The 26,528-nt window shown below is 32.6% G+C and carries 27 protein-coding genes; 9 read left to right on the forward strand and 18 right to left on the reverse strand.

Annotated elements, in window-relative coordinates; translation table 11 throughout:
* Nucleotides 1-227: 227 nt before the first annotated feature.
* Together MXE27_RS00005 and MXE27_RS00010 are read right to left on the reverse strand one after the other, a co-directional pair.
* Nucleotides 228-1,652, reverse strand: a complete 1,425-nt coding sequence (locus MXE27_RS00005) for an MmgE/PrpD family protein (RefSeq protein WP_248610340.1) — start codon at nucleotides 1,650-1,652, stop codon at nucleotides 228-230.
* A gap of 108 nt (nucleotides 1,653-1,760) precedes the next feature.
* Complete coding sequence (locus MXE27_RS00010) at nucleotides 1,761-3,020, reverse strand: tRNA(Ile)(2)-agmatinylcytidine synthase (protein WP_248610341.1); 1,260 nt, start codon at nucleotides 3,018-3,020, stop codon at nucleotides 1,761-1,763.
* 19 nt (nucleotides 3,021-3,039) lie between these two features.
* Here MXE27_RS00010 and MXE27_RS00015 point away from each other — a divergent pair, with 19 nt between their 5' ends.
* A complete protein-coding gene (locus tag MXE27_RS00015) occupies nucleotides 3,040-4,020 on the forward strand; it encodes a transcriptional regulator (protein ID WP_248610342.1) in 981 nt (326 codons plus the stop codon).
* Between the two features lie 61 nt (nucleotides 4,021-4,081).
* Here MXE27_RS00015 and MXE27_RS00020 read toward each other — a convergent pair whose 3' ends face one another.
* A complete protein-coding gene (locus MXE27_RS00020) occupies nucleotides 4,082-4,831 on the reverse strand; it encodes an aldo-keto reductase family protein (protein ID WP_248610343.1) in 750 nt (249 codons plus the stop codon).
* 74 nt (nucleotides 4,832-4,905) lie between these two features.
* Nucleotides 4,906-5,241: a heavy metal-binding domain-containing protein gene (locus MXE27_RS00025; protein ID WP_248610344.1), complete on the reverse strand. Its 336-nt coding sequence runs from the start codon at nucleotides 5,239-5,241 to the stop codon at nucleotides 4,906-4,908.
* 193 nt (nucleotides 5,242-5,434) lie between these two features.
* On the opposite strand from MXE27_RS00025, the gene serA reads away from it, so the two are divergent.
* Nucleotides 5,435-7,015 carry a phosphoglycerate dehydrogenase gene (serA, locus tag MXE27_RS00030; RefSeq protein WP_248610345.1) on the forward strand — a complete coding sequence of 527 codons (1,581 nt, stop codon included), beginning with the start codon at nucleotides 5,435-5,437 and terminating at the stop codon, nucleotides 7,013-7,015.
* A 103-nt stretch (nucleotides 7,016-7,118) separates the two neighbouring features.
* Here the strand turns inward: serA and MXE27_RS00035 are convergent, their stop codons facing one another.
* From MXE27_RS00035 to MXE27_RS00050, 4 genes are all read right to left on the reverse strand, one after another.
* Nucleotides 7,119-7,550 (reverse strand): Mov34/MPN/PAD-1 family protein, encoded by a 432-nt coding sequence (locus MXE27_RS00035; protein ID WP_248610346.1) that lies wholly within the window; start codon nucleotides 7,548-7,550, stop codon nucleotides 7,119-7,121.
* A 69-nt stretch (nucleotides 7,551-7,619) separates the two neighbouring features.
* Nucleotides 7,620-8,384 carry a tRNA(His) guanylyltransferase Thg1 family protein gene (locus MXE27_RS00040; RefSeq protein ID WP_248610347.1) on the reverse strand — a complete coding sequence of 255 codons (765 nt, stop codon included), beginning with the start codon at nucleotides 8,382-8,384 and terminating at the stop codon, nucleotides 7,620-7,622.
* A gap of 30 nt (nucleotides 8,385-8,414) precedes the next feature.
* A complete protein-coding gene (locus tag MXE27_RS00045) occupies nucleotides 8,415-9,179 on the reverse strand; it encodes an aspartate dehydrogenase (RefSeq protein ID WP_248610348.1) in 765 nt (254 codons plus the stop codon).
* A 126-nt stretch (nucleotides 9,180-9,305) separates the two neighbouring features.
* Nucleotides 9,306-9,632 (reverse strand): PRC-barrel domain-containing protein, encoded by a 327-nt coding sequence (locus MXE27_RS00050; protein WP_248610349.1) that lies wholly within the window; start codon nucleotides 9,630-9,632, stop codon nucleotides 9,306-9,308.
* Between the two features lie 266 nt (nucleotides 9,633-9,898).
* Here MXE27_RS00050 and MXE27_RS00055 point away from each other — a divergent pair, with 266 nt between their 5' ends.
* Nucleotides 9,899-10,624 carry a tRNA-binding protein gene (locus MXE27_RS00055; RefSeq protein WP_248610350.1) on the forward strand — a complete coding sequence of 242 codons (726 nt, stop codon included), beginning with the start codon at nucleotides 9,899-9,901 and terminating at the stop codon, nucleotides 10,622-10,624.
* A gap of 60 nt (nucleotides 10,625-10,684) precedes the next feature.
* Here the strand turns inward: MXE27_RS00055 and MXE27_RS00060 are convergent, their stop codons facing one another.
* The 5 genes from MXE27_RS00060 to MXE27_RS00080 form a co-directional block, all read right to left on the reverse strand.
* Entirely contained in the window at nucleotides 10,685-12,097 is a 1,413-nt protein-coding gene (locus MXE27_RS00060) for a lactaldehyde dehydrogenase (RefSeq protein ID WP_248610590.1), read from the reverse strand.
* 68 nt (nucleotides 12,098-12,165) lie between these two features.
* Complete coding sequence (locus tag MXE27_RS00065) at nucleotides 12,166-12,357, reverse strand: class III signal peptide-containing protein (protein WP_248610351.1); 192 nt, start codon at nucleotides 12,355-12,357, stop codon at nucleotides 12,166-12,168.
* A gap of 10 nt (nucleotides 12,358-12,367) precedes the next feature.
* Complete coding sequence (locus tag MXE27_RS00070) at nucleotides 12,368-13,300, reverse strand: type II secretion system F family protein (RefSeq protein WP_248610352.1); 933 nt, start codon at nucleotides 13,298-13,300, stop codon at nucleotides 12,368-12,370.
* 285 nt (nucleotides 13,301-13,585) lie between these two features.
* The gene (locus MXE27_RS00075) at nucleotides 13,586-14,590 is read right to left on the reverse strand and encodes an aminopeptidase P family protein (RefSeq protein WP_248610353.1); all 1,005 of its coding nucleotides are present in this window, start codon (nucleotides 14,588-14,590) and stop codon (nucleotides 13,586-13,588) included.
* Between the two features lie 206 nt (nucleotides 14,591-14,796).
* Complete coding sequence (locus MXE27_RS00080) at nucleotides 14,797-15,279, reverse strand: HIT family protein (RefSeq protein WP_248610354.1); 483 nt, start codon at nucleotides 15,277-15,279, stop codon at nucleotides 14,797-14,799.
* A 188-nt stretch (nucleotides 15,280-15,467) separates the two neighbouring features.
* Between MXE27_RS00080 and ercA the strand changes: the two genes are divergently transcribed.
* From ercA to larE, 6 genes are all read left to right on the forward strand, one after another.
* Nucleotides 15,468-16,628 carry an alcohol dehydrogenase-like regulatory protein ErcA gene (gene ercA / locus MXE27_RS00085; RefSeq protein ID WP_248610355.1) on the forward strand — a complete coding sequence of 387 codons (1,161 nt, stop codon included), beginning with the start codon at nucleotides 15,468-15,470 and terminating at the stop codon, nucleotides 16,626-16,628.
* Nucleotides 16,618-17,748 carry a sensor histidine kinase gene (locus tag MXE27_RS00090; RefSeq protein WP_248610356.1) on the forward strand — a complete coding sequence of 377 codons (1,131 nt, stop codon included), beginning with the start codon at nucleotides 16,618-16,620 and terminating at the stop codon, nucleotides 17,746-17,748. The genes ercA and MXE27_RS00090 overlap by 11 nt, the downstream gene beginning before the upstream one ends.
* Before the next feature lie 128 nt (nucleotides 17,749-17,876).
* Nucleotides 17,877-18,467 carry a site-2 protease family protein gene (locus MXE27_RS00095; RefSeq protein ID WP_248610357.1) on the forward strand — a complete coding sequence of 197 codons (591 nt, stop codon included), beginning with the start codon at nucleotides 17,877-17,879 and terminating at the stop codon, nucleotides 18,465-18,467.
* Nucleotides 18,468-18,532: 65 nt separating this feature from the next.
* A complete protein-coding gene (locus MXE27_RS00100; RefSeq protein WP_248610358.1) occupies nucleotides 18,533-19,735 on the forward strand; it encodes a YcaO-related McrA-glycine thioamidation protein in 1,203 nt (400 codons plus the stop codon).
* A 204-nt stretch (nucleotides 19,736-19,939) separates the two neighbouring features.
* A complete protein-coding gene (locus MXE27_RS00105; protein WP_248610359.1) occupies nucleotides 19,940-20,611 on the forward strand; it encodes a TfuA-related McrA-glycine thioamidation protein in 672 nt (223 codons plus the stop codon).
* Between the two features lie 23 nt (nucleotides 20,612-20,634).
* Complete coding sequence (gene larE / locus MXE27_RS00110; RefSeq protein WP_248610360.1) at nucleotides 20,635-21,690, forward strand: ATP-dependent sacrificial sulfur transferase LarE; 1,056 nt, start codon at nucleotides 20,635-20,637, stop codon at nucleotides 21,688-21,690.
* A 5-nt stretch (nucleotides 21,691-21,695) separates the two neighbouring features.
* Here the strand turns inward: larE and MXE27_RS00115 are convergent, their stop codons facing one another.
* The 5 genes from MXE27_RS00115 to MXE27_RS00135 form a co-directional block, all read right to left on the reverse strand.
* Complete coding sequence (locus tag MXE27_RS00115; RefSeq protein ID WP_248610361.1) at nucleotides 21,696-22,118, reverse strand: hypothetical protein; 423 nt, start codon at nucleotides 22,116-22,118, stop codon at nucleotides 21,696-21,698.
* A 78-nt stretch (nucleotides 22,119-22,196) separates the two neighbouring features.
* Complete coding sequence (locus tag MXE27_RS00120; protein WP_248610362.1) at nucleotides 22,197-23,033, reverse strand: CBS domain-containing protein; 837 nt, start codon at nucleotides 23,031-23,033, stop codon at nucleotides 22,197-22,199.
* Between the two features lie 70 nt (nucleotides 23,034-23,103).
* A complete protein-coding gene (locus MXE27_RS00125) occupies nucleotides 23,104-23,535 on the reverse strand; it encodes a universal stress protein (protein WP_248610363.1) in 432 nt (143 codons plus the stop codon).
* Nucleotides 23,536-23,548: 13 nt separating this feature from the next.
* Complete coding sequence (locus MXE27_RS00130) at nucleotides 23,549-24,694, reverse strand: amidohydrolase family protein (RefSeq protein WP_248610364.1); 1,146 nt, start codon at nucleotides 24,692-24,694, stop codon at nucleotides 23,549-23,551.
* A 171-nt stretch (nucleotides 24,695-24,865) separates the two neighbouring features.
* A complete protein-coding gene (locus tag MXE27_RS00135) occupies nucleotides 24,866-26,506 on the reverse strand; it encodes a PKD domain-containing protein (RefSeq protein ID WP_248610365.1) in 1,641 nt (546 codons plus the stop codon).
* Nucleotides 26,507-26,528: the final 22 nt, after the last annotated feature.

Raw genomic sequence — 26,528 nt, forward strand, 5'->3', positions numbered from 1 at the left:
ATATATAAAATATTAAACTCTATTTTTATCAAAAAAATTATTATAAGACCCCATACATTAAATTAAATCCAAATAATGAATTTTAATTTAACTAGACAACTGTTTTAATAATAAGAAAAATAGTTCTATAGATTTCTATTATTATAATATAATAAAATGGGATAAATCATGAAAATTGTATAATTGATATCATTTTTTTAGAAATCCAGCACACCCCTATTTTCAATCTAAAAGTTAAAACAATCCATTAATTCTCTAACTTTAAATGACTCTATTTTAAAAATCATTTCTTTAAGATTAAAAAAATTTTTATCATTAAATTCAGGATTAAGTAAAGAAAACTTTTTAATTATATCCTCCTTTTTAAATGGATTTTCAGGTTCACCCTGCGGTAACAATGTAGTTTTTTCCAGATAATAAGGTTTTTGAGATTTTGTATTTTTAGAATCCCATGTATTTAATGAATCTTTAAACTCAATTATGACCTTAGCTGGTCTTTTATCTGGTTGTAATGCATCGAACTCTTCATCAATTTCTATGCTGATTTTATCAATAATTTCTCGCATGGAACTATTGATTTCAGATCCGTTCATCATATAATCTAAATTTATATCCCCCTTTAAAATAGCGATAGCTAGACTAGCTGGCAAACTTTGTCTAACTGCTTCTGGAGTTTGAGGATCATAATTATCATGTTCTGCAGCAATTTTATATGTTTTTACAGTTATTTTATCTATCTGATTTAATTCTAGATTTTTAAGGTTTATTTCATTGAAGATTTTCCTAGCCGAATCAATAGTTGAATGCAGGTGTCTGCAAACTGGATATCTTTTAAGGTAAACATCATTAATATGGAATTTACCTAAATCCAAGAATAATTCATGTTTTAATTCATCAAAACCATCTGCATTTAAATTCATTCCACATAAAGCGTTAAAAAATCCTTCTTCACCTTCCAAGATACTGGAAGGTCCTGTGAAACCATTTTGAGATAGAAGTGCAGATAAAATTCCACACTGAGAGGCTTTACCTGCGTGGATATGTTTTCCCATAGTTCCAGCATGGTCTGATTCTAAAAGACCCGCTGACTGAGTACCCGCCAAACCAAATGCATTGCTAATTTCATCTTCATTTAAATCAAGTATTTTTACAGCTGCGGCAGTTGCACCAAAAGCACCAATGGTACCTGTGCTATGGAAACCCCTATTTCTATGGCGTGGATTGATTATTTTGCCAAGAACAATGGCCACTTCATACCCTGCAACCAGTGCAGTTATGAAATCATCCCCCATTTTATCTAAATGTTCTCCCAGTGCTAAAGCCACAGGGATAACAGTACATCCCGGATGCAGTTGAGCTAACCTGTGCCCATCATCTAAATCAAGTGAATGAGCTGAGATTCCATTTAAAAAAGAAGCTTCCATTGAGGAAAATTTTCCATTACCAATTATGGTTGAATCGCCCATATTCAAATTAAAGCTATTTAAATCAGATATAACTTTTAATGCAATCTGAGAACTTTTAGTGAATGATCCTCTTAATGATACTCCTAAAAAATCCAGAAAACATATTTTTGCTTTTTCCACTGCACTTTCAGGAATATCTTCAAATTTTAAAGAAACAATAAAATTTGCCAACTCTTGCGTAATCATATGATGGTACACTGGTTGCAGAATAAATAAATTTTTTGTTAATTAATTTAAAATGAGAAATTATATTCATTATTCTGATTAATAAATTAGAAAAAATAGGGAATTAATTTATGACTTGCCCATCCTAACAAGTTGTTTAGATAAATGGCGTCTTGCAGACGGCGGAACTTCATAAGAACCAGGTTTTAAATCCCTTTTAACAGGATTTAAAATTTTAGATCCATCTCTAAGTTTAAACCCACATTTTGGACATTTGAACCCCTTATCTGATCCTGCAGACTTCATGCGTTTTCCACATTCGCACACAGGATTTTTTTCTTCAAATTGATATTCTAATTTTTTAATTTGGATTTTTTCTATATTAAGGGTCTGATGAGTTCCAATACCTCCATAGAGAACTACTTCATCCCCAGGGCGTAGTTTTTTTATGATGTTCCTGAATCCCTTAGTTGGTTCATATGCCGCGCATTCGATTTTCCCAGAATCATCTTCTAAATAAAAGAATATATGTCCACCCTCAATTACATGGGGAACATCTTTGACACTGCCTTCAATTTGATAACATCCAAATTGTTCCATTTCACTAATTTTATCAATTTTTTGAATATGCATATCTGTATGTTGGTTAGTTTCAAAAATGCAATAACCCTCAAGAGGTTCATGAATCTCTATCAGATTATGGGCTTCTAAAACAGCTTGGGGGCTTTCGCCCCTAATTCCATAAAGAATAGGACACGGCGTGTGAGGTTCAATTGCCATATATCCATTATCAATATTATCAAAAGTTTGAGGATACGTTTTTTCATTCATTAAAATTACAGAATCTTCATTTATCTTTCGGGGAGCACCATAATTTTCAGGAACCCTATAAGATAGTAATTCAAAAGTGCTGTCATTTAATAAACAGCCAATAGCCGCCAATGCCCCAATAATACCTCTTCCTTTCTTAAATTGATGGATCTCGGCACCTATCTCTTCAGCCAATTTTTTTGCCTCAGATATGGTAACTATACTCTGAATCGTTTTTGTGGAAAATGATTTAAGATTCTCAGTTATTTCTCCATGGTAAAAAATTACACCAGGATTAGTATTATCATTTTCTATATGTGAGAATTCTTCCACGGCATCTAGGATGATTTTTTTAACTTCAGGAAGTGATGAGAAGTTATTAACTATTAATTTAAAAGTTACCGCTCCATTACCCCGAGTCTTGAATCTTGCAAAGGGATTGAGTCTAATTAATTTAGGATATCCCTTGATATTATAACCAAAATCTTTAAGTTTATTGATAATTACACAAGATATATAAGTAGTGCACATTCCTTCAGGGGAATCTGTATCATCTATTCCAACATAAATTTCATACATATTATTCACCGGTGATTATATGAGTACTTTAGAGAGGAATCATGTCCTCCAAGAGATTAATGATCTTTTAGCCAATCATGGTTTTGAAACTTCCCATATATATGATAGAAGTTGTTTTGATATGATGGCTCGAAGAAAGTTATTGCTTCTACTATTAAAGGTTTTAGTTAATATAGATGGGATTAATGGACTTCAGGCCCAGGAAATAAAGAAGCTTTCCCATGCATTTTTGGCATCCCCTTTAATCGTAGGGCTTAAATCAAAAAGCGAGTACTTGGAAGAAGATGTTGTCTATGAAAGACACGGCATACCTGTAATTGCACTGGATACCCTTAAAAATATGATTATCGAAGAAGAGTATCCTGAAATTTTAGCAGACCGTGGTGGATATTATGTTCAGATTAACGGGGAAATATTAAAAGAAGTCCGTGAAGATTATAATCTTTCTTTGAAAGATCTTGCGGATTTAGCCCATGTTTCCAGAGAAACTATCTATAAATACGAACATGGTATTGTGCGGGCATGCCCTGAAACTGCTATGATGCTAGAAGATATTTTAAACCTCAAAATTACTCTTTCTATAGATCTTTTTAAAGTTCCGGACCATGACAAGAAACATGATATCCATAAAGAACAAGTAAATAAAAATATTAAAAACAGCCACCCTCAAAAACTGATTGATTTAGGGTTTGGCGTTATTCCCACCCAGAAAACCCCATTTGATGCTTTAGCTAAGTTAGAACAGAGAAAGATAACTAAAACTGCAGATAATGCTTTGATCACAAACCTAGAGAGGAATAGAAATCAGCGCACATTGAAAAGAATGGCTATCTCTCTTAAAGACCTTTCACTTATTAGTGGTTCTGATGCAGTTTTCATACTGGATAATGAAAAAATTAAAGAATCTTTAGAGGGTATTCCTGTAATTAAAAGCTGGGAAATGGGAGAAATGGAAACACCCAGCGAACTCATGAAGATGATTAAAGAAAGAAAGAATTAAAAATAATATGTTATTTATCTTATCTTAAAATTAACTTCGACCTGATTCTTTTAAAAGTAAATTATTTTTTAAAAAGTAAGCCAAATGTTTCTTCTGCTTCTCTCTCAGATGCAATACCCAAAGTTACCATATCCACATAATTTAGAGTTTTCAAAAAATCTAATGCTTCATTTGGATTTAAAATCCCAACTGCCAATATTTTACTAGCCATAACGATTTTATCTAATTTTTGAAGCATTTCTGCTAGATTTGTACGTTCCTTATCCATGAATATTGGGTAATCCATCATATACCCTATCTTGTTTACAGGGATCATGTAGATATCAAAGATATCTTTAATTGAAGAATCAAGTAATTTAGGCGTTGTTTCCATAGGCAAAGCAGTTATCAATCCAGATATAGCACCATTATCCGTAATCTGTTTCAATAAATCTCCAACTAAACTCATTTCTGATTTATCAGTTAACCACTCATCTAAAAACATCACACTAGCATTAAGATCAGATAGTAAATTTAAATCATTTTCCATATTTTCTTTTCGAATTGTTCCCCATATATCCAGCTCCATACCATCATTTAAAACTTCTTTAAGAGCTTTTATAATGGGTTTTTCTGGAATAACCTGAATGGCCTTAATACCAAGATCATGAGATTTTTTAATAATTTTTACGATGTTTTCTGGTCTTTGATAAAGATCCAGTTGATATAATCTCGATCGGTGGCCAAAATAAGGAGCTGCTGTGAATGGAGCTGTTCCCAGTGCTGTTTTGGGTAGTTCCTTATCATTGACTTTGATGTAACCTTCAAACATGTTCATTGTTTTTAAAAAAGATTGTTAATAAAATTAATTGAAAAAAGTTAATAGAGTTTAAGGGAAGTTCTGATTTATTTTTCAGTTGCAATTACTGCAGTCCCATAAGCTAATATCTCCTGCATCACATTAGAAATTTCATCAGAATCAAATCGTACACTTATTATTGCATTAGCACCCAGCTCTTCCGCATGACGGATCATCCTGTTTAATGCTTCGTTTCTAGATTCTTCCATCATTTTAACATATTCTTTAATTTCACCACCAAACATGGACCTGATACCTGCACCTAGTTGACCACCTAAACCTCTACTTCGTACAGTGAGCCCATACACAAATCCTTTAGTTTCTACTATTTCATATCCCGGCACGTGGTTTGCACTGGAAACAATAAATTCTTCTATTTTCATTTTGATCTCCTTTTTAAATTGATATTTATCCATTCAAATTAATTTTCCATTTATTAAGTCTATCTAAATATAATTTATAATTTTATTATCTTCTTGCATTATTGCTAATTAATATATTTTTAACCAGAATTAGTCATCATATTTAAATGCATTCTAATCCATACCAATAATTAGAGAAATAGATGGTGAGATTATGGATCAAAAGAAAGTAATTATCGCTGATGCAATCAATGAAAAAGGAATCTCTGATCTTGAAGAGGTTGCTGAAGTAATTGTTGATACACAGATTACACCAGAAGAACTGGTTAAAAGTATTAAAGATTTTGACGCTATCGTAGTTAGAAGCAGAACAAAAGTAACTCGTGAAGTTATTGAAGCCGCACCTAAGCTAAAGATTATTGCCCGAGCAGGTGTTGGAGTGGATAATGTAGATGTTCAAGCAGCCACAGAACGTGGAATAATGGTAATCAATGCTCCTGAATCCACTTCCATTACTGTGGCCGAACATGCCATGGGTTTAATGTTATCTTTATCTCGAAAAATAGCCATAGCAGATAAATCTGTGAAAGAAGGCAAATGGGAAAAAAGCAGATTTATGGGGATGGAATTAAACAATAAAACCCTTGGAATTGTAGGAATGGGTCGAATTGGTTCTCAAGTCGTTATCCGTGCTAAATCATTTGGTATGGACATTATGGTTTATGACCCTTACATCAGCCAAGAAGCAGCAGCGGAAATGGGTGTAGCTGTGGCTGATTTGGAAACAGTGCTTAAAGAAGCAGATGTTATAACCATCCATGTGCCATTAACCCCTGAGACCAAACATAGCATCTCCTATGACCAATTTGAAATAATGAAAGAAAGTGCTTTTATTATTAACTGTGCTAGAGGCGGCATTATTAATGAAGATGCACTTTATGAAGCATTAACACAAAACAAAATTGGTGGGGCTGCATTGGATGTGTTTGAAAATGAACCTCCCGAAGGAAGTCCACTTTTAGATTTAGACAACATAGTTGTTACGCCACATATCGGAGCATCCACTGCTGAAGCTCAAATAGATGCAGCATTAATTGTGGCTAATGAAATCATAACCGTTTTTAAAGGAGGATCTCCTAAAAATGTTCTTAACATGCCTGTTTTAGATCCAAAAACATTTCAAGTAATGAAACCCTACATCAAATTATCAGAAAAATTAGGAAGTTTTGTGGCACAGGGCACTCCAGGAAACATTAAAGAACTGGATGTTACCTACTGCGGAGAATTAGCAGAAATACCAAAACAGGACATCTTAACCCGAACAATATTACAAGGTATTCTAAATCCAATACTAACTGAACCTGTTAATTTAGTTAATGCACCATCTATAGCACACAATAGAGGCATTGTAGTAACTGAAAGCAAAAGATCAGAATGCGACGGTTACAAATCCATTATAATGGTTACAGTTAAAAGTGAAGAAGGGGAATTTAAGATTGAAGGGGCTTACACTAAAGAACCTAAAATTATTAAAATAAATGGTTACTGGGTAGATGTGAAACCTGAAGGGACTATGGTAATTGCTAGATACCAGGATTTACCCGGTACTATTGGTGCCATTGGAACTAAACTCGGAGAACATTTCATTAACATTGCCACCATGCAAGTTGGTCGGCGCGAAGTTGGTGGAGAAGCGGTGATGGTTCTAAAAGTAGATCAGAAAGTTCCTCAAGCAGTAATTGAGGATGTCATAAAATTAGATAATGTAGAAGATGCAGTTGCCCTAGATTTATAATCTAAACAAATATTTTCTATATCTCTACTTTATTTTTTTAAAATTAAACCCAATGATTATAAAAATTAATTACTTTTTTTTTAAAAAAAAAGTGAATAATTAATTAAATAACTTTAAAATCAATTTTTTCTCCAAATGTATCATAAGAAGCAATACTATCCAAGTCATATGGTTCTGAAATTATCATATGAAATAACCCATTTTTTGAAAACATCATATAATCTGTTTGAGAGGGGGTATTGCTTAGCCCTGGATGGGAGTGGACTGAACCAATAGCACCAGACATTGGTGGAAGCATCAATATTTCCATAACTGCTCCCTCAGATGATGTTTCTCCAGGAAGGAAAATTAAAGCATAAATGTGCAATATGTTTTTCTCAATTTTTCCCTGAAGCAGCGCTACAAATTCCAGAGGATAAGATTCTCGAGCTATCTGTATAATCTCATCTATAACCTCCCGATCTATTTGAACTTGATTGAATTTTTGCTTATCTGTACCCAATATATGAGATAGAATATCATCCAGTTTACCCATTTTAAAAGCCCTATTTTCTTGAAATTTAATTAAATATAAATATAATCGTCCTAATTAATAAAAATATAATTATTTATCTAAAATAACTTTAAAAAAATCATCACTAAATAAAGGTAAATCCCAGTTCGTGCTTATTTTTTTTCTAGTTGTGGAAACTTCTTCTTTAGTTAGTGGGTTATAACCAACTACTTTTTTATTCACTTTATATACTCCTACGCCCCTTTTTTGCCATGAAGGAACCTCTGCAATATTTATGCCTCTTTTAAATAGTAATTCGTGCATTTGATTGCTTTTTAAACCATTTAAGTTAGCCATGGCTTCATTTTTTCCCATTTCTTTTCTGAGAGTCCAGTAAGTATAACCATTAAGACAATTTCTCCAAGCTTCATTTTGCCTTTGTTTAAAATACTCACCTACTAATTCTCGAGATAAAGGAATAACTCTGCAATCAAATGAAACCGCGCTTAATGTCTTAAAAAGCTCTTCATTTTTAATCTCTGATTTTTCTAAAAATTTACTTCGAGCCCAGTTAAATAAGAATGATGTTGCTGTAAAACTTGCAAAAACAGAATCAATTTTCTCTAATCTTCCCGAAAACGGAACATCATCCAGTACAATATTGAATTCATCAGAAAATGTGTAAATAAACGATGGGGCGAATTCTCGAAAAATATTAATAGCAGTATTTACCATTACCTCAGCAAAAAAAGGATCGAAAGGTTTTTTAAGCCCAATATTTTTAGAAAAATTGTAAAACCCCCTACCATCCAGTCTAAGCAGAATCCTGGATCCTCCAGGCATTTTTAAATTAGAAAAAATTTCATATTCCCTCATGAAAATTAACAACCCGCATTAACCTAATATTTAAGTACCCACAATAAAATTCTCATTTAAACTTTTAAGAAGTTTTATAGCAGAATATGCTGCTAAAACACTAGTTTTAGGGTTTATTGCGCATCTTATGTTTTTGGTGGTGGTTTTAAATTCACCAAAATCCCCTTCTACCAGAACTTCATGGACATTTCGATCCACTTCAGGATCCACTATTATTTTCACATCCACATCCATTCCACAAGCAATGCTTAATGCAGCAGCTACATTGATATTTACTGGAAATTTTTTTACTGCCTCAGATGCTTTACCTTCATATAAAGTTTTTTTCTCCTCAGTAGCCATACCTAATGATTTAGGTGGTTTTCGAGTAGTTAATGTAGCTTTTCGGATAGTACCAATTGAAGCTGCTTTTATTCCATCCAATCCTACAATAGCTCCAGAAGGTGCGTATACACGAGCATTATTATCTCGTGCTATTTTTTCAAGCTTATTTTTGATATCTGCATCCATTAAAGCACCAATACTCATGATAATGACATTTTTACCTTTTTGGAGTATTCTTGGAACTACCTCCACTACAGCAGCAGGAGCCGCCGCTTCTATAACTATGTCCACCTGATCCAACATGTCATCTATTTCTAAAACAGCAGTTCCGTCAATTTGAGAAGCTAAATTTTCAGCTCTTTCAACATCCCGATCATAAAAATATTTTAATTCGACTCCTAATTTGTCTTCCAGAGCAAAATTTGTAATAATATTTGCTATTGCCCCACAGCCGATTATTCCCACTATCATAAAATATCCTCGCTTAAAAAGAAAATTACTAAATCAATATATTAAAACTAATTAATCAGATGAATATACTGTAAAATGCATTATTAAATAATTCTGTTAGTAAATATTAATAAATTAAAAAAAAAGTTATTGTGTGGTGATTGGTTTCTTCTCAGGAGGTGTTAATGGAGTGATTAGTAATATATCTCCAACAGCCTGAACACGATCATAAGAAATATCCATGACTCCATCTTCTCGAAGAGGTCTTATTTCATCTGCTTCAGGAACTATCCGTATGCTGGTTTTAATTACTTCTTTAAGCCCTACATTTTTTTTATCAGGACTCATAGCCCTAACTTTAAGATTGGAAACTCTACCCTTTTTAATGTTGAGAACTACATCTTGAACTCTTCCCACATAATTTCCCCGGACCGTATATATGTCTAGACCATAAAGATTGGATAATTCAACCATTTTTCCACCACCAGATTTTTAAATAATATTCCATTTTAATTGAAAGACATTTCAAAGTCTTAATAACTTTTAAATTTATAATTGTTAGATATTTTATCATTTAATAACTTAAATACTTTAGTACCGAAAACAGACTAATGATTAATTTCAAGTAAGTATTTATTTGTACTCTGAAAACATATTTTTTATAATTCTATTAAAATAAAAATGCAAACAAAAATATAAAATATTATGTCTAATTACTCAATAATTCAAAAAGTGATACCATGTGGGATACCAGTAAAGATTACAGATTATTAGTTGCAGAAAAATCAATAGATTTATTTACAAGGACTATAGAAGGAGGAAATTTCAAGGGGCATTGGAAAAAGAAGTTAGCTATTCAAACCGCCCGTGAAATGGGTCGAGAACTACAAGCCATTATTTATTCTTATATGGAACCTCAAGATCTCCTGGTATCCCCTCAAATCAGCACCCTAAAAGAAAAAATAGAAAAGATTCAGGAATATTTAGGTGGTGAAGATTGGAGTAAACATTTCCTTGAACTTGCAAATAGAGATGAAAAAGAAAAACTCGAAGAAAATATAGCTAAAGTTAGATTTTTCCTTAATACATTCTTAAATTTAGAAAAGCGGATATCGCTTGGTCCAATTAATGACCCCATAATTGGAATTGACATTATCGTAGGTGAAATTATGAGTGTTAGTAAACATCCCCAAGCTGACAATTTACTTATTTGTAATGTTAATGTGGGTTTGAGGGCCATGACCATAGTTACCAATGATTTAGAAGTAAAAGATGGAAACCATGTGGCTATCTCACTGCTACCGCCCAGCACATTTATGGGGGTAACTAGTGAAGGAATGTTCTTAGGTGCAGGGGAAGGTATTTTGAAAAATGTTGATGGGAACTTAGGTGAAATTCCCCACGGAATACCTTTAGACGCATTAAATGAAGCCAGAAATTTAGTTGAAAACTTTTTAAAAGGATAATTCCAATTTTCCTTTCAATTAATTTTTTATATTCCCTCTTCAATGAAAAAAGAATTATTTTTAATTAGTATTTAAAACAATTAATTTAGTGCGGGTCATATCCTCGATTGCATATTTTAAGCCTTCTTTTCCAAGGCCACTCATTTTAAACCCACCAAAAGGCATATTATCAGTGCGGAATGTTGACTGCTTATTAATCATGACAGATCCCGCATCTATTTCTTTAGCGGCTTTTAGTGCATGATGAATATTTTCAGTATATATGCCTGCCTGTAAACCATATTGGGTGTCATTTGCAACTTTTATTGCCTCTTCAATACCATTTACCCTTATAATTGGAGAAATAGGGCCAAATGTTTCACTGTTTACAACGGGCATTTCACTTTTAACATAGTCCAGAACAGTAGGCATGTAAATATTGCCTTTCCTTTCGCCACCACATAGTAATTGAGAACCTTTATCTATAGCATCATTAACTACATTTTCTACATGTGACGCTGCTTCAACATTAATCAATGGCCCCACATCAGTTTTTGGATTTAAAGGATCCCCCACATTGAGTTTTAGAGTTTTTTTGGTGATTTTTTCAGCAAATTCATCTGCAACATTATGATCTACAATTAAACGTTTTACTGCAATACAAACCTGTCCCGCATTGAGATAAGATCCCCTTACAGCCCCTAAAACAGCTTCATCCAAATCTGCATCTCCTAAAACTATTAATGGATCATTACCTCCTAATTCGAGTGTTATTTTCTTCATCCCTGCCTTTTGAGAAATTCTTTTTCCAACCTCTACGCCACCAGTAAATGAAATTTTATTCACCAAATCACTACTTACCAATTCATCACCAATAACACTCCCCCTACCGGTGACTACATTCATAGAACCTTTAGGGAAATAGTCCGCGACTATTTTAGATAATTTAATAGCAGTTAAAGGAGCGGATAATGAGGGTTTTAAAATAACAGCATTTTTAGCCGCTAGAGCCGGAGCTAATTTATGTATAGCCAAATTCAAAGGATAATTAAAAGGAGTAATTGCACCAACAACCCCTAATGGAATTTTTATAGAAAACCCAAGAAAACCTTTACCCCCAATCCCCGCATCTAAAGGAATTGATTCACCATAAATACGCTTTGATTCTTCAGCAGCAAACTTAAAAGTATCTACTGATCTTTTAACTTCATCTTTAGCTGCACTAATAGGTTTTCCAGTTTCTAATGTGATTAACTTTGAAAAATCATCTGATTTTTCTGAAATTTCATTGGAAATATTGTAAAGGGCTTCCGATATTTTTCTAGAAGACATATTATTTAAATCAATTTTTGCATCATTAGCAGCATTTATTGCTTTTTTAATATGTTCTGAATTCCCCAAAGGTACAGTACCAACTATATCATTATTAAATGGATTTAATACATCAATTTTTTCATCTAAATCTATTAATTCCCCATTTATCAGCATTTCCATCATCAAATCTCCTTTTTTTGAGAGAATTAGTAATTAAAAATAAAATAAATAAATAATAATATAAAAAATTAGAAATCGTTTTTCAAATTCTGTATGGAATTAGTCATTTCTTGAACATCAGTGGAATTAATCTCATTACCAATATTAGTAACATAATTTCGATACGATAATGCACCTATAATAACTATAACTATCATTCCACCAAAGAGCAGTACTAATTCTGCAGATCCTTGAGCTCTTTCATCTTTAAAAATATTCATTTTAAACACCCTAACCTCCGACAACTAGAATTCCAAATTTTCCAACTAAAAGGAATATACCATAAGCAGCAATAGCTAATGGCACGGCAAATTTAACTCCTTTTTTAGCGCTACCATACAATATAATACCAATTAATAATCCTGCGATGACGGAGTGAATTATAATATAACCACCGGCTGCAGTTACTGCTGCACCTAATAATGGATTGGGTTTTCCCAAAGATTCAATGAACCCCGAATAAACCATTATCATCCCTAAAGCAAAAGGTGCTGCAACAATAGCCGCAATAATCAGAAACATGACCGACATCATTACATTAGCTTTTCTTTCCCGTTTTAAAGCTAAAACTGCCCTTAAATCTTCAGCAACCGTTTCAATAACATCTGAAAGACTACCTCCAGCTCTTCGGCCTTCCAGTATCATACGGAATGTTCTATCCAGATTTTTTGATTTTAATCTTTCACCCATGGACATGATTGCATCATCAAAAGTACGGCCGATTTTTATCTCAATAACTGCTCTTTTGAGTTCATCATTTAGAGGGCCTCCACCATGCTTAGATACATCTTCAAGTGCAGTTTCCAAACCCACACCAGCTCTAAGTAGAGATGCCACTTGCCTTAAAAAATCAGGTGTGGTCTGTTCGATGGCATCTACTCTGCGTTCCATCATGAGAAAAATATAACCACCCATTAATACTGGGGGAATTAAAAATCCAACTACGCCAGAAATTATGGGATCGATTTCAGCTACAGAAGATACTACTAACGCAATTATTCCTATGAATATACTTGCAATAAATGCCAGAGTAAGAATTTCTGATGCCTTGACATACATACCACTACGTATTAATATTTCCTGAAATTTAATAAGGAGATTGTCTGGTATGATGCCATCTATAATATTTGCTATTGGAGAGAGTGCTTGTGGGATAACAGCCAATTTATCCACCTGATTAGATTGGTTAATATAAATTTTAATATAATATTTAGTTATACAATATTTATTATGATAATATATGATATTTATACATTGTTTTATTTCTTTGGTTTTTGTTTTTAAAAACTTTGTTTTCAAATAAATTCAAATACATTTTAAAAATTTATAATCCAGTAATTAGTTTTAATATTTAACAATGACAACTTAATAATGATTTAGATCATCATGAGCAAATATTAACATTAAAAAATGATTTAGATAAAGAATAAGCCATTTTACTATCATTTCTTAATATAAATCATGAGATAACTTACTTAGAACCTTCGCTTGATTTTTAACAATTACCATGTCTTCCACACGGACCCCAAACTCTCCTTCTAAATAAATACCCGGTTCAATGGTAATTACCATGTTTTTTTCAAGAACGGAATCGTCCTTTATAGACAGTGACGGCGCCTCATGAACTTCTAATCCCACACCGTGCCCTGTGGAATGAATAAAATTATCACCATAACCATATTCTGTAATTACATTTCTAACCACAGAATCTATCTCACTGACCGGAACACCTGGACTAATAGAATTTATACCTTCTTTTTGAGCTTCTAAAAGAATATTTTTTATTTCTTCTTGTTTTTCAGTTTTTACTATTGTTCGAGTTAAGTCTGAACAATAATTTTCAAATACTGCACCCCAATCTATCATAACAGGGGTATCTATTAAGTTTTTTGAGGGCCTTGCATGAGGAAGGCTTGATCTAGGCCCCGATGCTACAATAGTTTCAAAAGCGGTTTTTTGCGAACCATTTTTTTTCATCACATAATCTAATTCTGCCGCAACTTCCCATTCATTCCCCCTAATATCAATCTGTTTTATGGATTTTTCCGCAATAGAAAGTGATTTTTTTATTTTATTTATTTCATTTGAAGATTTAATCCGCCTAAATGGAGATATTAAATCTTGACATGAAAAATTCCAAGGCCCCTTAATTTTATTAAATATTCCTAAAGAAAGAGAATCCTCCAAAACTAATTTAGATATTTCTAAATCACTAATAAATGATTTTAATTCTTTAAATGATTTAAATTCTTCCACCGGAACTTTTGAAAAATTATTTGCTTCCTCCAAATCCATTTTATTTACATATAATACTGGTTCTTCCATCATCACCAAAACAGCAAAACTAGAAGGATTAAATTCAGTTAGATAAAAAATATTTTTATTTTCCATGAATAAAGAAGCAGGAATATTCTTTTCCACCATATTTTCCAATAATCGTTTGAAATTATCCATTAAAACACCTTAATAATATCCCATTAGTCTAAAATCAGCACAATACAGTTTATTGTCACTAATCTAAAACACCTTAATAATATCCCATTAGATCCGTGTATATTTATATTTGATTTAAAAATTACGTTATTTTAATAAAATATATTAACTTCAAATAAGTGCCACTTCCAATTAAAAATCATTAAAAACTACTTTTTTAAATCATATTAAATTTGTTTTTGTTGAATAACTGATTCCAGCGATTTTTTTAACATTTCCATTAATTCAGCAGGTATTGTCTTTGTAATTGGTTGAGGAATGTAGCCAAAATCAGGATCTTCAAAAATGGTTCCATTAAAAGTTACAGGATTTTTGTAGCGAGGCATTAAATGCCAGTGGATTTCAGGTTCAGGATTATCTGATCTAAAAGCAGAGTTTTTAAAGCAGCTCCAGTTGAAAAGATCTGGTTGAAATAGGCTTGTCAAACTTTCTTCTAAGAGTTTAACAATTTCTCCAAATTCTAACCATTCCGATTGATTTAAATCCATCAAATCCCTGCATTGCCTTTTTAATGCCAGAACACAGGTGCCGAAATATCTTTGACTAGGAGCAAGATATAAAATCCATTTATCGAATTCATAAATTTGAGTACCATAATATCCTTCAATTGCACAGTATTCACAAATAATAAGATCAAGCTCCTGAAACATTTGATAGAAAATATAACTACTAAGTTTTTATAACCATTCCCTCTGATTAGCATTATATTATTTATTAACAGATTAACCAAGATTAATTAGCATCCTATTAAATTTTATACTATTAAATAAATAAATACTAAACAAATTTTTATAAAATAATAATGAGCCTTTTATGTGATAATCAAAGAGGTGATTAGTTGTCTTCTCCATTGGATCTTAGAAAATTTGTAACTGCAGAATTTATTTTTGGTAATGGTGCCCGACTTTTAGCAGGCCGATATGCAAAAAATCTAGCTGCTAAAAAAATTTTAATTGTTACAGATCCAGGCATAGTTAAAGTAGGATTAGTTGACGAACTTTCAGATTTATTAAATAATGAAAATCTAGAATATGAAATTTACGATAATGTGAATCCTAATCCTAGAGATCATGAGGTTATGGAAGGTGCCGAAATATATTCCAGTGAAGAATGTAACCTTATTATTGCATTAGGCGGCGGAAGCCCTATGGATTGTGCAAAAGGAATTGGAATTGTCAGTTCTAACAACCAACATATTCTTGAGTTTGAAGGAGTAGATCAAGTTTCAATGCCATCACCTCCACTAATATGCATCCCTACAACTGCAGGGACCTCTGCAGATGTATCACAATTTGCAATAATATTAGATACCAAAAGACAAGTTAAAATTGCCATTATTAGTAAAGCCACCGTGCCGGATGCTGCCCTTATTGATCCAGGATCCACTATGACTATGAATATAGCTCTTACTGCAAACACTGGCTTTGATGCATTAATTCATTCTATAGAAGCTTACGTATCCAATGCGAGTTCACATATTACTGATCTTCATGCTCTGGATTCTATCAAATTAGTAAGTGAAAATATTATTCCAGTATTAGGCGACTTACAGAATATTGAATTAAGATCAAAGATGATGATGGGAAGCTTGGAAGGAGGGTTGGCATTCTCAAACGCTAGTTTAGGTTTAATTCATGCTATGGCCCATAGTTTAGGTGGTTTAAAAGATTTAGCACATGGGGAATGTAATGCCATATTACTTGAACATGTGATTGACTTTAATTTTGATTCGGAAATAAAAAAATACACCAAAATCAGCCAGGCCATGGGCATAAATATTGATGGGTTGAACCATACACAAGTAAAAGAAGAATTAATATCCCACATTAAAAATCTCAAAGAAACTGCTAAAATTCGGGGGAATTTATCCAACTTAGGTGTTAAAGAAGAAGACATAGAAGATCTTGCTAGAATGGCTTTGAACGACCCTTGCGTAGTGACTAATCCCGTGAGGCCTACAGTTCAGGATATAGAGGAGATATTTAGAAATGCCCTCTGAAAATTTTGATGAATGGGATAAACTCCGTGAAAAGATAATAGGATTTGGTGAAAAATCAATCCAGAAAAGTTATTATCCTGAGTTACAGGAACGTTTGAATGAATTAGAAAGATTTAAAACGCTTTTAGATCAAGCAAACGACGCTATTTTTCTTATAAAATTGCCTCAAGCCCATATATATGATTTAAACCATTCAGCTTATGTTCAGTTGGGTTATTTTTCTCATGAAATCCTAAAAAAACCAATCTTTGAATTAATAAACTCTGAAGATCATCATGTGGTTAAAGATATTTTTTTGAATATTGAATATTATAAAATAAATAAATTACAACATCCAGAAGGGCAAAATTTTGAGATTAATTTTATAAAAAAAGATTCTTCAAACATCACCATGGAAGTTAACATCAGTATTGTTAATTTTAGTGGATCTGATTATGCAGTGATGGTTGCAAGGGACATAACTGAGCGAAAACTATCTGAAGAAAAGATTAAAGCATCTCTCGAAGAAAAAAAGGTTTTATTAAAAGAAATACATCACCGTGTTAAAAATAATCTCCAAATTATCTCAAGTCTTCTCAGTTTACAATCAGATAATATAAAAGACAATCAGGACAAAAAAATTTTTAAAGAAAGCCAGGATCGGATTAAATCCATGGCCCTTATACACGAACAACTTTATCAATCTAAAGATCTGGCCCGGATTAATTTTGCCACATATGTAAATAATATGATGGTTTACCTTTTCCATTCATATTCCATGGATAAAATGATTGATTTAAAACTGGATTTAGATAATATAAATCTAGAAATTGAAACTGCTATTCCCTGTGGCCTTATTATCAATGAACTTGTCAGCAATAGTTTAAAACATGCTTTCAAAGGTAGAAATACTGGAGAGATTTTTATTAAATTTAAAATGTTTAATGAAAATCTGGTTCTGGAATTAATGGATGATGGAATTGGTTTTAATGATAATGAGATATATGAAAGCAATTCTTTAGGTTTAAAATTAGTGACTATATTAGTGGAACAGCTGGATGGCGAACTGGAAATTACCCATGAAAATGGAAGTGAATTTATCATTAAATTTAAGGAACATATTTATAATCCCCGTATATAACAAAATCAATTATCTAGGGAACATTAAGTTTCTATGTTAAATTTGTTTAAAACTAATTTTACGAATATTATTTTTATTTTAAGCATATTATGGAAACCATTATATGTTAAGAATATGTTTTAATAATTATGGTTAAATTCACTTCAAGAGAAATTAGAGATATCATTATATCCATGCTAGTGATTGCATTAGTCTTTGCTTTTGCGTTCTCTAACAAAAATCTTACCCTAACAATTAGTCTTTTCCCAATAACCCTCATTGCAGTTGGTTTAGGCTTTGTACTGCACGAACTATCCCATAAACTAGTAGCAATTAAATATGGTTTTTGGGCTGAATATAGATTATGGGTAGAGGGATTAATCCTTGCACTAGTAACCTCTTATTTTGGATTTGTATTTGCTGCACCTGGAGCGGTCTATATTCACGGAGAATATATAGACAAAGAACAAAATGGAAAAATATCACTGGCTGGGCCAGTCACCAACATCATATTAGCATTAATTTTCTTAGCATTGATTCCTTATGTCCAGGGATCTCTCATATTATCAGCCATAACACAACTAGGGTTTGCTATAAACAGTTTTTTGGCATTTTTCAATTTAATTCCATTTGCAATTTTAGACGGTGCAAAAATATTCAGATGGAACCCGCTAATATGGGTTATTGCTATTTTAATTGCAGGCAGTATGACTTTCTATTCAATGACCGGCGGATTATAATAAATAACCCAATATAATATTTTTTAAGGTTTTACTAAAAATAATAAATAGTATAGTGATTTAACATGTTTTCAGATGTTCCAGTGAAATACGTTGGATGCACACATCGTGCTTTGAAACCTTCTCAAACAATTGAGAAAGTTGAAAAAAAATTAAAAAAAGCAGGTGTGAGTCGTATTACAGATATTACACACTTAGATCGTGTTGGAATACCAGTATATTCTGCTATACGCCCTACTGCTCAAGAAGGCGCAGTGAGTATATACGCAGGTAAAGGAGCGACCCCAATACAAGCAAAAGCATCTGCCATGATGGAAGCATTTGAAAGATATTCTGCTGAAAAAATAGGCGAACATCAATCAAAAATTATCAAAGGCGATTTTGAAAAACTTGATAACTGTATAAATCCCCAATCCCTTATTCTACCCCAAAATTCCATTAGAATGATAGAGAAAGACTTAGAGTGGGTAGAGGCAGTGGATATAAAAAGTGAAGAAAAATATTTAGTTCCTGCTAATGCGGTTTATCATCCGTATTACAGCGAAAAATCGGCACTCCTATTTAAATCTAATACCAATGGTTTGGCGTCAGGTAACCTGATTGAAGAAGCTGTTTTTCACGGCATAACTGAAGTGATTGAAAGAGATGCCTGGAGCATTTTTGAGGTAAACCGCTGCCAGAAAACAGAAATTAAATGCGAAGAGTCAGATAATGAAATTATTAATGGCCTTTTAGCTAAATTTAATGATGCCCAAATAAATATAAAAATTATCGATTTAACAGCAGACATTAAAGTAACCACCATAGCTGCAGTAGCTGATGATCCTGTTTTAAAAGATCCTGCTTTATTAACTATGGGCGTAGGTACCCATTTAGATCCTAAAATAGCAGTTATTAGAGCTTTAACTGAAGTTGCCCAAAGTAGAGCAACACAAATCCATGGAACCAGAGAAGATACTGTTAGAGCTGTTTTCATGCGTAAAGCGGGATACGATAGAATGAAACGAATCAATAAACATTGGTTCGGAGAAATGGATAAACAAGTTCATTTAGAAGATTTAAAAAATAAATCATCAAGTTCATTTAAAAAAGACATAAACACATCTCTAAAAGAGATAGAAAGATGTGGCATTGAAAAAGTTTTATTCGTGGATTTGACCCGTGAAAACATTAAAATACCAGTGGTGAGAGTCATAATCCCTGGAATGGAAGTCTTTTCAGTTGATTCAGATCGTGTTGGAGATCGGTTGAAGAAATCAATAATTTAATATCCATTTAAATGATTAAAAACTATTTCTCTTTTTAGGTTAGCTTTAATTTAAATTAATAATTTCTCAAAAATTATTTCTATTTTTAAATTAAATACTAAATTATATCTTGATAATTACACTAAAAATTAATATTAAAATAGATTATAGTCATTTTTTAGGTTATAAACATCAAAATCCCCATTTTCATAAAAGAGGCGCATGATGAATTCAAATAAACCATTTAATAAAAAAATAATAATTTTCACTGGACCCTCCCTCAATTCCCAGGAGGCAGAAAAGGTAATTCCTGCCGAATATAGGCCACCTATAAAAAGAGGAGATATTTTAAGCATATTAAATGATTCTCCAGACATCATCGGCATTATTGATGGCGTTTTTCATCAGCAACCTGCAGTTTCCCATCGCGAGATAATGAGTGCTCTAAAAAAAGGAATTATTGTTGTGGGTGGTTCGAGCATGGGCGCTCTTAGAGCATCTGAATTAGATGAATTAGGCATGAAAGGAATAGGCTATGTGTACCATCAATATAAAAAAGGTGAAATTGAATCAGATGATGATGTTGCCATTGTTTTTAACCCACAAACTTATGAACAGCTTTCGGATGCACTGGTTAGTATAACTTTTAATTTTAAACAAGCTGAAGATCAAGGCATTATAACTAAAAATGAATTAAAAATTTTACTTGACACTGCCAAGTCAATTTTTTACCCGAAAAGAAATTATGAAAAGATTTTTCAAGAATCTAGCCTGGATTTAAAAACTATAACTAACCTTCGAAATTTTATAAATACTGAAGGATGCGACGTAAAAAGAAAAGATGCATTAAAAGTCCTAGAATATATTGCAAAAATATCCCATTTCTCATATAAATAACTGAATAATTGGAGGTTACTTCCATGGAACTGGATAAGAAACTAGAAGAAGTGAAAAACATCCTTAAAGCTAAAAAAATCATTATTGCTTTTTCAGGAGGGGCAGACAGCACTCTCTTAGCATATATTGCATCCCAAGTTACAGAAAAAGCTCTGGCAGTAACCATAGACAATGGTGTAATGCCTAATGAGTGCAGTCGTAATGCTAAAAAAATAGCTGAAAAAATTGGCATTGACCATGTTATTATAAAAGAAGATTTTCTAGATGATGATCTATTTAAAGAGAATAATCCAAACCGGTGCTTTATCTGTAAAAACAAAATGTACCATAAGTTGCAAGAAATTGCTCAAAAAGAGGAATATCCTTTAGTTGTAGATGGAACCAATATAAGCGATCTCTTAGAAGATCGCCCGGGGATAATGGTTAACTACCAAAAAAATATTTCCAGCCCTTTAGTAACAGCAGGCCTTACCAAAGAAGACGTATTAAAAATATTGGAAAGTGAAAAAATCAGTTACTCTTTATCTACCACTTGTTTAGCAACTAGATTATCTTCTGGCGATGAAATTACTCCTAAAAAAATAAATAGAATATCATATGCAGAATCTCTTTTAAAAAGTTTATCAAAGGCACAAATCATACGTGTAAGGGATCAAAATGGGGTAGCTCAGATTCAAATTGATAAAATGGATTCCCTTTTAAATAGCGAAACGCTTAACCACATAGATTCTGAACTCAAAGCAGTGGGTTTTAAGAGAGTTACTTTAGATATAGGGGAATACGGCGAAAGTAAAAACGATTTAGTTATTTATAAACCTTGCAAAGCAGAAAAAAACAAGATCATGTTTGAAAGAGAACTTCCCTATGAGATAGATATTGAAAACACATGCAATGAATTGAAATCAATTGGTGCTGTAAAGTGTTCAGAATCAATGGGTATTGCAATGCTGGAAGTTGAAAATCAAAATGTAACAATATTTAAAAAAGGAAAAATTGTTGCCAGAAAAGTAAAAAACCAAGAAGATGCTGAAAAACTACTAATTAAAGTTTTGCCTGCAATTAGAAGATCGATTTTTTAAATTTATTAAATGGTTTTTTGAATATTTTCTTTAATCTTGCGCCTAAAACTAGTCATTTTAGAAAAAGTTCCTCTTAAATCAGGGCCTTGTAAAACTAAAACATCCCCTATTAATTCAAACTCCTTTTGATCTGCAGAGATATGGTTAAAAAATATTTCCACTTTTGAGCTTTCCTCTAATAAATCATTAGTAAAAATATCATAATCCAAAAATAGTTCTTGATGAGGATAAACAGCATATATTAACTGTTTTATAGATTTCTCAAGTAATTCTAAGAAAGTTTCCACTTGAGGAAATCCCTGCCACCAACAGTAGCCCCATACCAGTTTTAGTTGGATATTTTTAATAGAAACATCGCCTTTATTTTTCGCAGCTAATCTGATAATTCCCGGATATGTTTTTATTCTAATAGTGCGTTTTTCTTCCATTGTAATCAGTTGAAAAAATTGTTTTTAAATCTATCAATAAAAATAAATAAGTAAAAATTTAATTAATTAGCCGTATTATTATTGTATAAATGCTTTTATAAGATCATTAGCACGTACTAAACCGGCTAAATCCCCTTCCACATTAATAACTGGTATCTGCTCTATATTGAGCTGTTTCATCTTCTTAGCACAATCAGTTACAGTAGTTCGTGTGGTTGCAGTAATAACATCAGAAGTGGAAACATCCTTAACTTCTTTATCAGAGAATTTAAGATGGTTTTTAATAACATAGAGTACACTTTTACTGTCCCAGGACCATTTATCCCCTTCAGTACCGACAGAAGTGTTATGCACAGTTTTCTCAGAAACAACTTCACTCTCATTAAGAAAATCTGTTTCTGTTAGAACCCCAACGAGTTTTCCATCTTTATTTAAAGAAAGTAAAACTTTAAGGTTGAAATATCTCATTATCTCAAATGCAATATTTAATGGGGTTTTCTCCCAAGTAGTTGGAATAGTTTTTAGCATGTATTCTTCTACAGGTTCATTTATTTCAATTTCAGATAATGCTAAAGCAACAAGATCAAATGAAGTTATGATTCCTGTTAACTTGCCATCATCAACTACAGGTATTCTTCTAATATTATTTTCCAGCATCTTAGAAGCTACGACTCTTACATTTTCATCAGAACTAGCCGTAATAGGATTTCTAGTCATTATTAGAGCTATTTGTTCTTCATCAGGATTCCCCACCAGATCAGACCTGGTGACTATACCTACTAATTCTTTAGTTCCTTCTTTAACTACGGGAACCCCTGAAACATTGGTTTCCCTCATGAGATTTAATGCACTTGTACGGTTACCCGGTACTTTAACATAGTGTATTTCATCTGACATGATGTCTTTTACCAGCATCATTACACCAACTAATCAATTATAAATAATTTATAATATCTAAAATGAGTTAATTTAAAAATCAAATTAACTAATGAACAACTAAAACGGGACAAGAAGACGATCTTACGACTTTTTCTGCTACACTCCCTAGCAAAAATCTATCAAGTCCATGTTTTCCTGAAGTTCCAATCACAACTAAATCAATATCTTCATCTTTAATTGTCTTTAAAACTGCTTCTGCAGGGGAGCCTTCTTCAGTTTTCATAGAAAGTTTTATATCAGCACCACTTTCTTTAACAATTTTATTAATGGTTTCTAAAGATTTACCTGCTTCTTCTTGCAGCATTTCTTTAATACGAACTATTAAATCATCTGCAGGAAGCCCAACTAATGAAGATGTTTCCATCACGGTCAAAGCAATAATTTCAGCTCCACTAGTCTTAGCAAGCCATACTGCATGTTCAGCAGCTACATTAGCAAAATTTGAACCGTCGGTTGGTAATAAAATTTTTTTGTACATGGGCTCACCTCTTTTATATTATCTTACCTTTCCTCATTAAACATATTATATTTTTCGATTCTGTTCTATTAATAATAGACAACCAAGGATTGGATGAATTTTTCTTTATAATCATAATATCCGCATCCATGCCTTCCATAATACAACCAGAATTTATCCCCAATAGAGAAGCATTAGTAGTAGCCATTTTTAGTATTTTCCTGGGAGAAAAATAATCTCTGTAATATCCCCTTGTTACTTTCAATGCATATTCCATCTCACGAAACATATTAGGAGAATTGAACATTAAATTGTCAGTTCCCAATAATGTATTAATCCCCTTTTTTTCCATGTCTTTTAAAGGAGGAATTCCCACAGCTAATGCACCATTAGATCTAGGGCAAGATACAACTGAAATATTATCTGATGACACCGCATCCAAATCTCTTTGCATCGGATAATTTAAATGCACTAAAAGTTTGAAACCGCAATTTACTGCCCGCTGTATTTCACTAAAACCAGTTTTTTCCAAAGAATCTTTTTGCACTTTTTCATGTTCAGCTACATGAATAGAAGACAATTTATCCTGTTTTTCGCATTCTTTAACTATTATTTTAGCCACATCTTCCCTTATTTCCCCAAAACCACTGGGCGCAATGCCATCACAATGTTTTAAAAGTTCTTTAACTTTTGATTGAACATCTTTTAAATCTGCTTCCTTATCAAATAATATCTCATCCCGCCCCAGAACAATTTTATTGATTGGAATATTTTTAGATGCTTCATTTAATAGTTTAATCCCATCTACTCCCCCCTCCCTATAATCAATAAAAGTAGTTGTTCCAGTAGATAGCATTTCCCACATTGTTCTATTCATAGATTCAATTAGATCCTCATCAGAACTTTCAGAGAGAATTTTATGTTTAATCCCGTTTGGTGGTTTTACAATCTCGTCAATTGATTTGCCATCCCCTACATCCAATGCTACAGAGTCCCCAATATGAACATGAGAATTAATCAGTGATGGAGATACAATACAGCCCCCAGCATCTATTTTATCATCACCCGAGACGCTCTTATCAGTTATTTCAATAATTTTTCCATTATCTATAATAATATTGGATTTTTCAGCTTTTAGTTCACAGCCTTTAAGAACAAGGCCATTTTCAATAATTAACATAGACCAGCCCCAATGATAAGGTCATTTAAAGTTCAATAAAACATATTTATCTCTAACCTGATTTATAATACAGTGATTATTATGAATATTTATATAAAAAATAAATCATTTTAAAAAATCTTGAAAAAAAAATTAGAAAAATAAAAAGTTAAATGTTAAAAAGAGTCCAGATCAGAATTTTCTCACATTATTCTTTTCATTTGATTCTTTAACTTTATTATAAGAATCTGCTTTGACCTTTCCATGGCTGTAAGAAAACCTTACTTGGAAAGATTTAGATTTTCCTGCTTTTAATCCAGAAATACTCTTTATTTTAGAATACTTTCCATTCCAGGCTTTGACTTTAAATTTTTTAGCATTTTTATTGCCCTTGTTTTTCACAGTAACCTTCAAATATTTGCCTGATTTTTTTGCTTTGGTTATTACAAGATCTGGTTTTGGATAGTAAATCTTCAATATCTTGTATTTAGTGCCTTTTTTACCATAGGTATCAACCGCAGTTAATGAAACTTTATAAGTTCCCTCTTTGGAATATCTATGTTTTACATGGGATTCATTGGAAGTTGCACCATCCCCTAAATTCCAGTAAATTGATGTTACATTATCCCCTTTATCCTGATCATAGGCATAGGATGTGAAGTTTATAATTTTTTTAGGGGCATAATTAACTGCAGAAGTCTTGAAATTAGCCACAGGAGCCCTATTAACCACAGTTATTGTTTTAGTTGAAGTTGCAATTTGTCCCAGATTATTGGTTACGGTGTGTTTTACTGTGTACTTTTTAAAGGAAGAGTAACTGTGAGTTACATCTTTTGGAGAAGTATACTCTGCAGTAATACCATCACCAAAATCCCAAGTGTAATTTACTATACGAGATCCAATATCAGCAGAATACTCTTTTATAGTGAATGTCTGATTCATGTACTGTTCGGGGTTGGTATGAATTGCAGATACCAGGAATTTTTGTCTATCGCCGTTATACCATGCTAAAGCAGCATAAGAATTATACTTGGTTATTTGAGAAACAGTAGGGAATTTACCATAAAAATTTCCAACGAATGATACTGCACCATCACTACTTCTTCGAACAGATGTGCCATCAGGCGCCGTATAAATTTTAGTGAGTTTTTCAGCAGCATGCCTAATATTATGATTAGCACTGTTAAAAGTTCCGCCTGGAACCAAAGTATCGATTATTTCTGAATCAAACCACGCCGAAGCATAATAATTCACTCCACTTCCAAACATTTTGGCAAAATTGTTTATAGTTTCCACAGGATTTGCCACTGTATAATCCTCAACCCAACCCGTTGAAAAACAAACGTGGAATAACATTACAGCACTATTCTGTTTTAAAGGAGCATTGAATGTGTTTCCATACCACCCTTCCCTCATTTTATCGCCAATTCCCCAAATGAACTCATTTCCAGATTTAGAAGCGCCAGCATAACCCACTAAAGAAAATGGAGGTTTTGCAATTCCTCCTTTCCCATTATAGCGTCCATCCATATATCCCCCGTGACCGATGTATATTATCATATCTGCATTATACATTCCCATCAGGATATTTTTAGCAGTGGCCTGTTTTCCATATAAGGTTACAATATTTGAAGAACCATACTTCTTTTTTAATTTAGCAGCGATATTTTTAGCATCAGTCAAATAATCAGCAGGTAAATCTGAACTGGGTGAACCCACCACCAGAATATGTGCATCTGCAGAAGGCATACTAAAATTGCTATAAGCAAAAAGCGATGCTAATAAAATCAAAGAAATAATTATACTTCTAAACATACGGGACCTATTTTTCATAGTAATCCCCCATTTCCCTACT

The organism is Methanobacterium alcaliphilum (genome assembly GCF_023227715.1).
Lineage (GTDB): Archaea > Methanobacteriota > Methanobacteria > Methanobacteriales > Methanobacteriaceae > Methanobacterium_E > Methanobacterium_E alcaliphilum.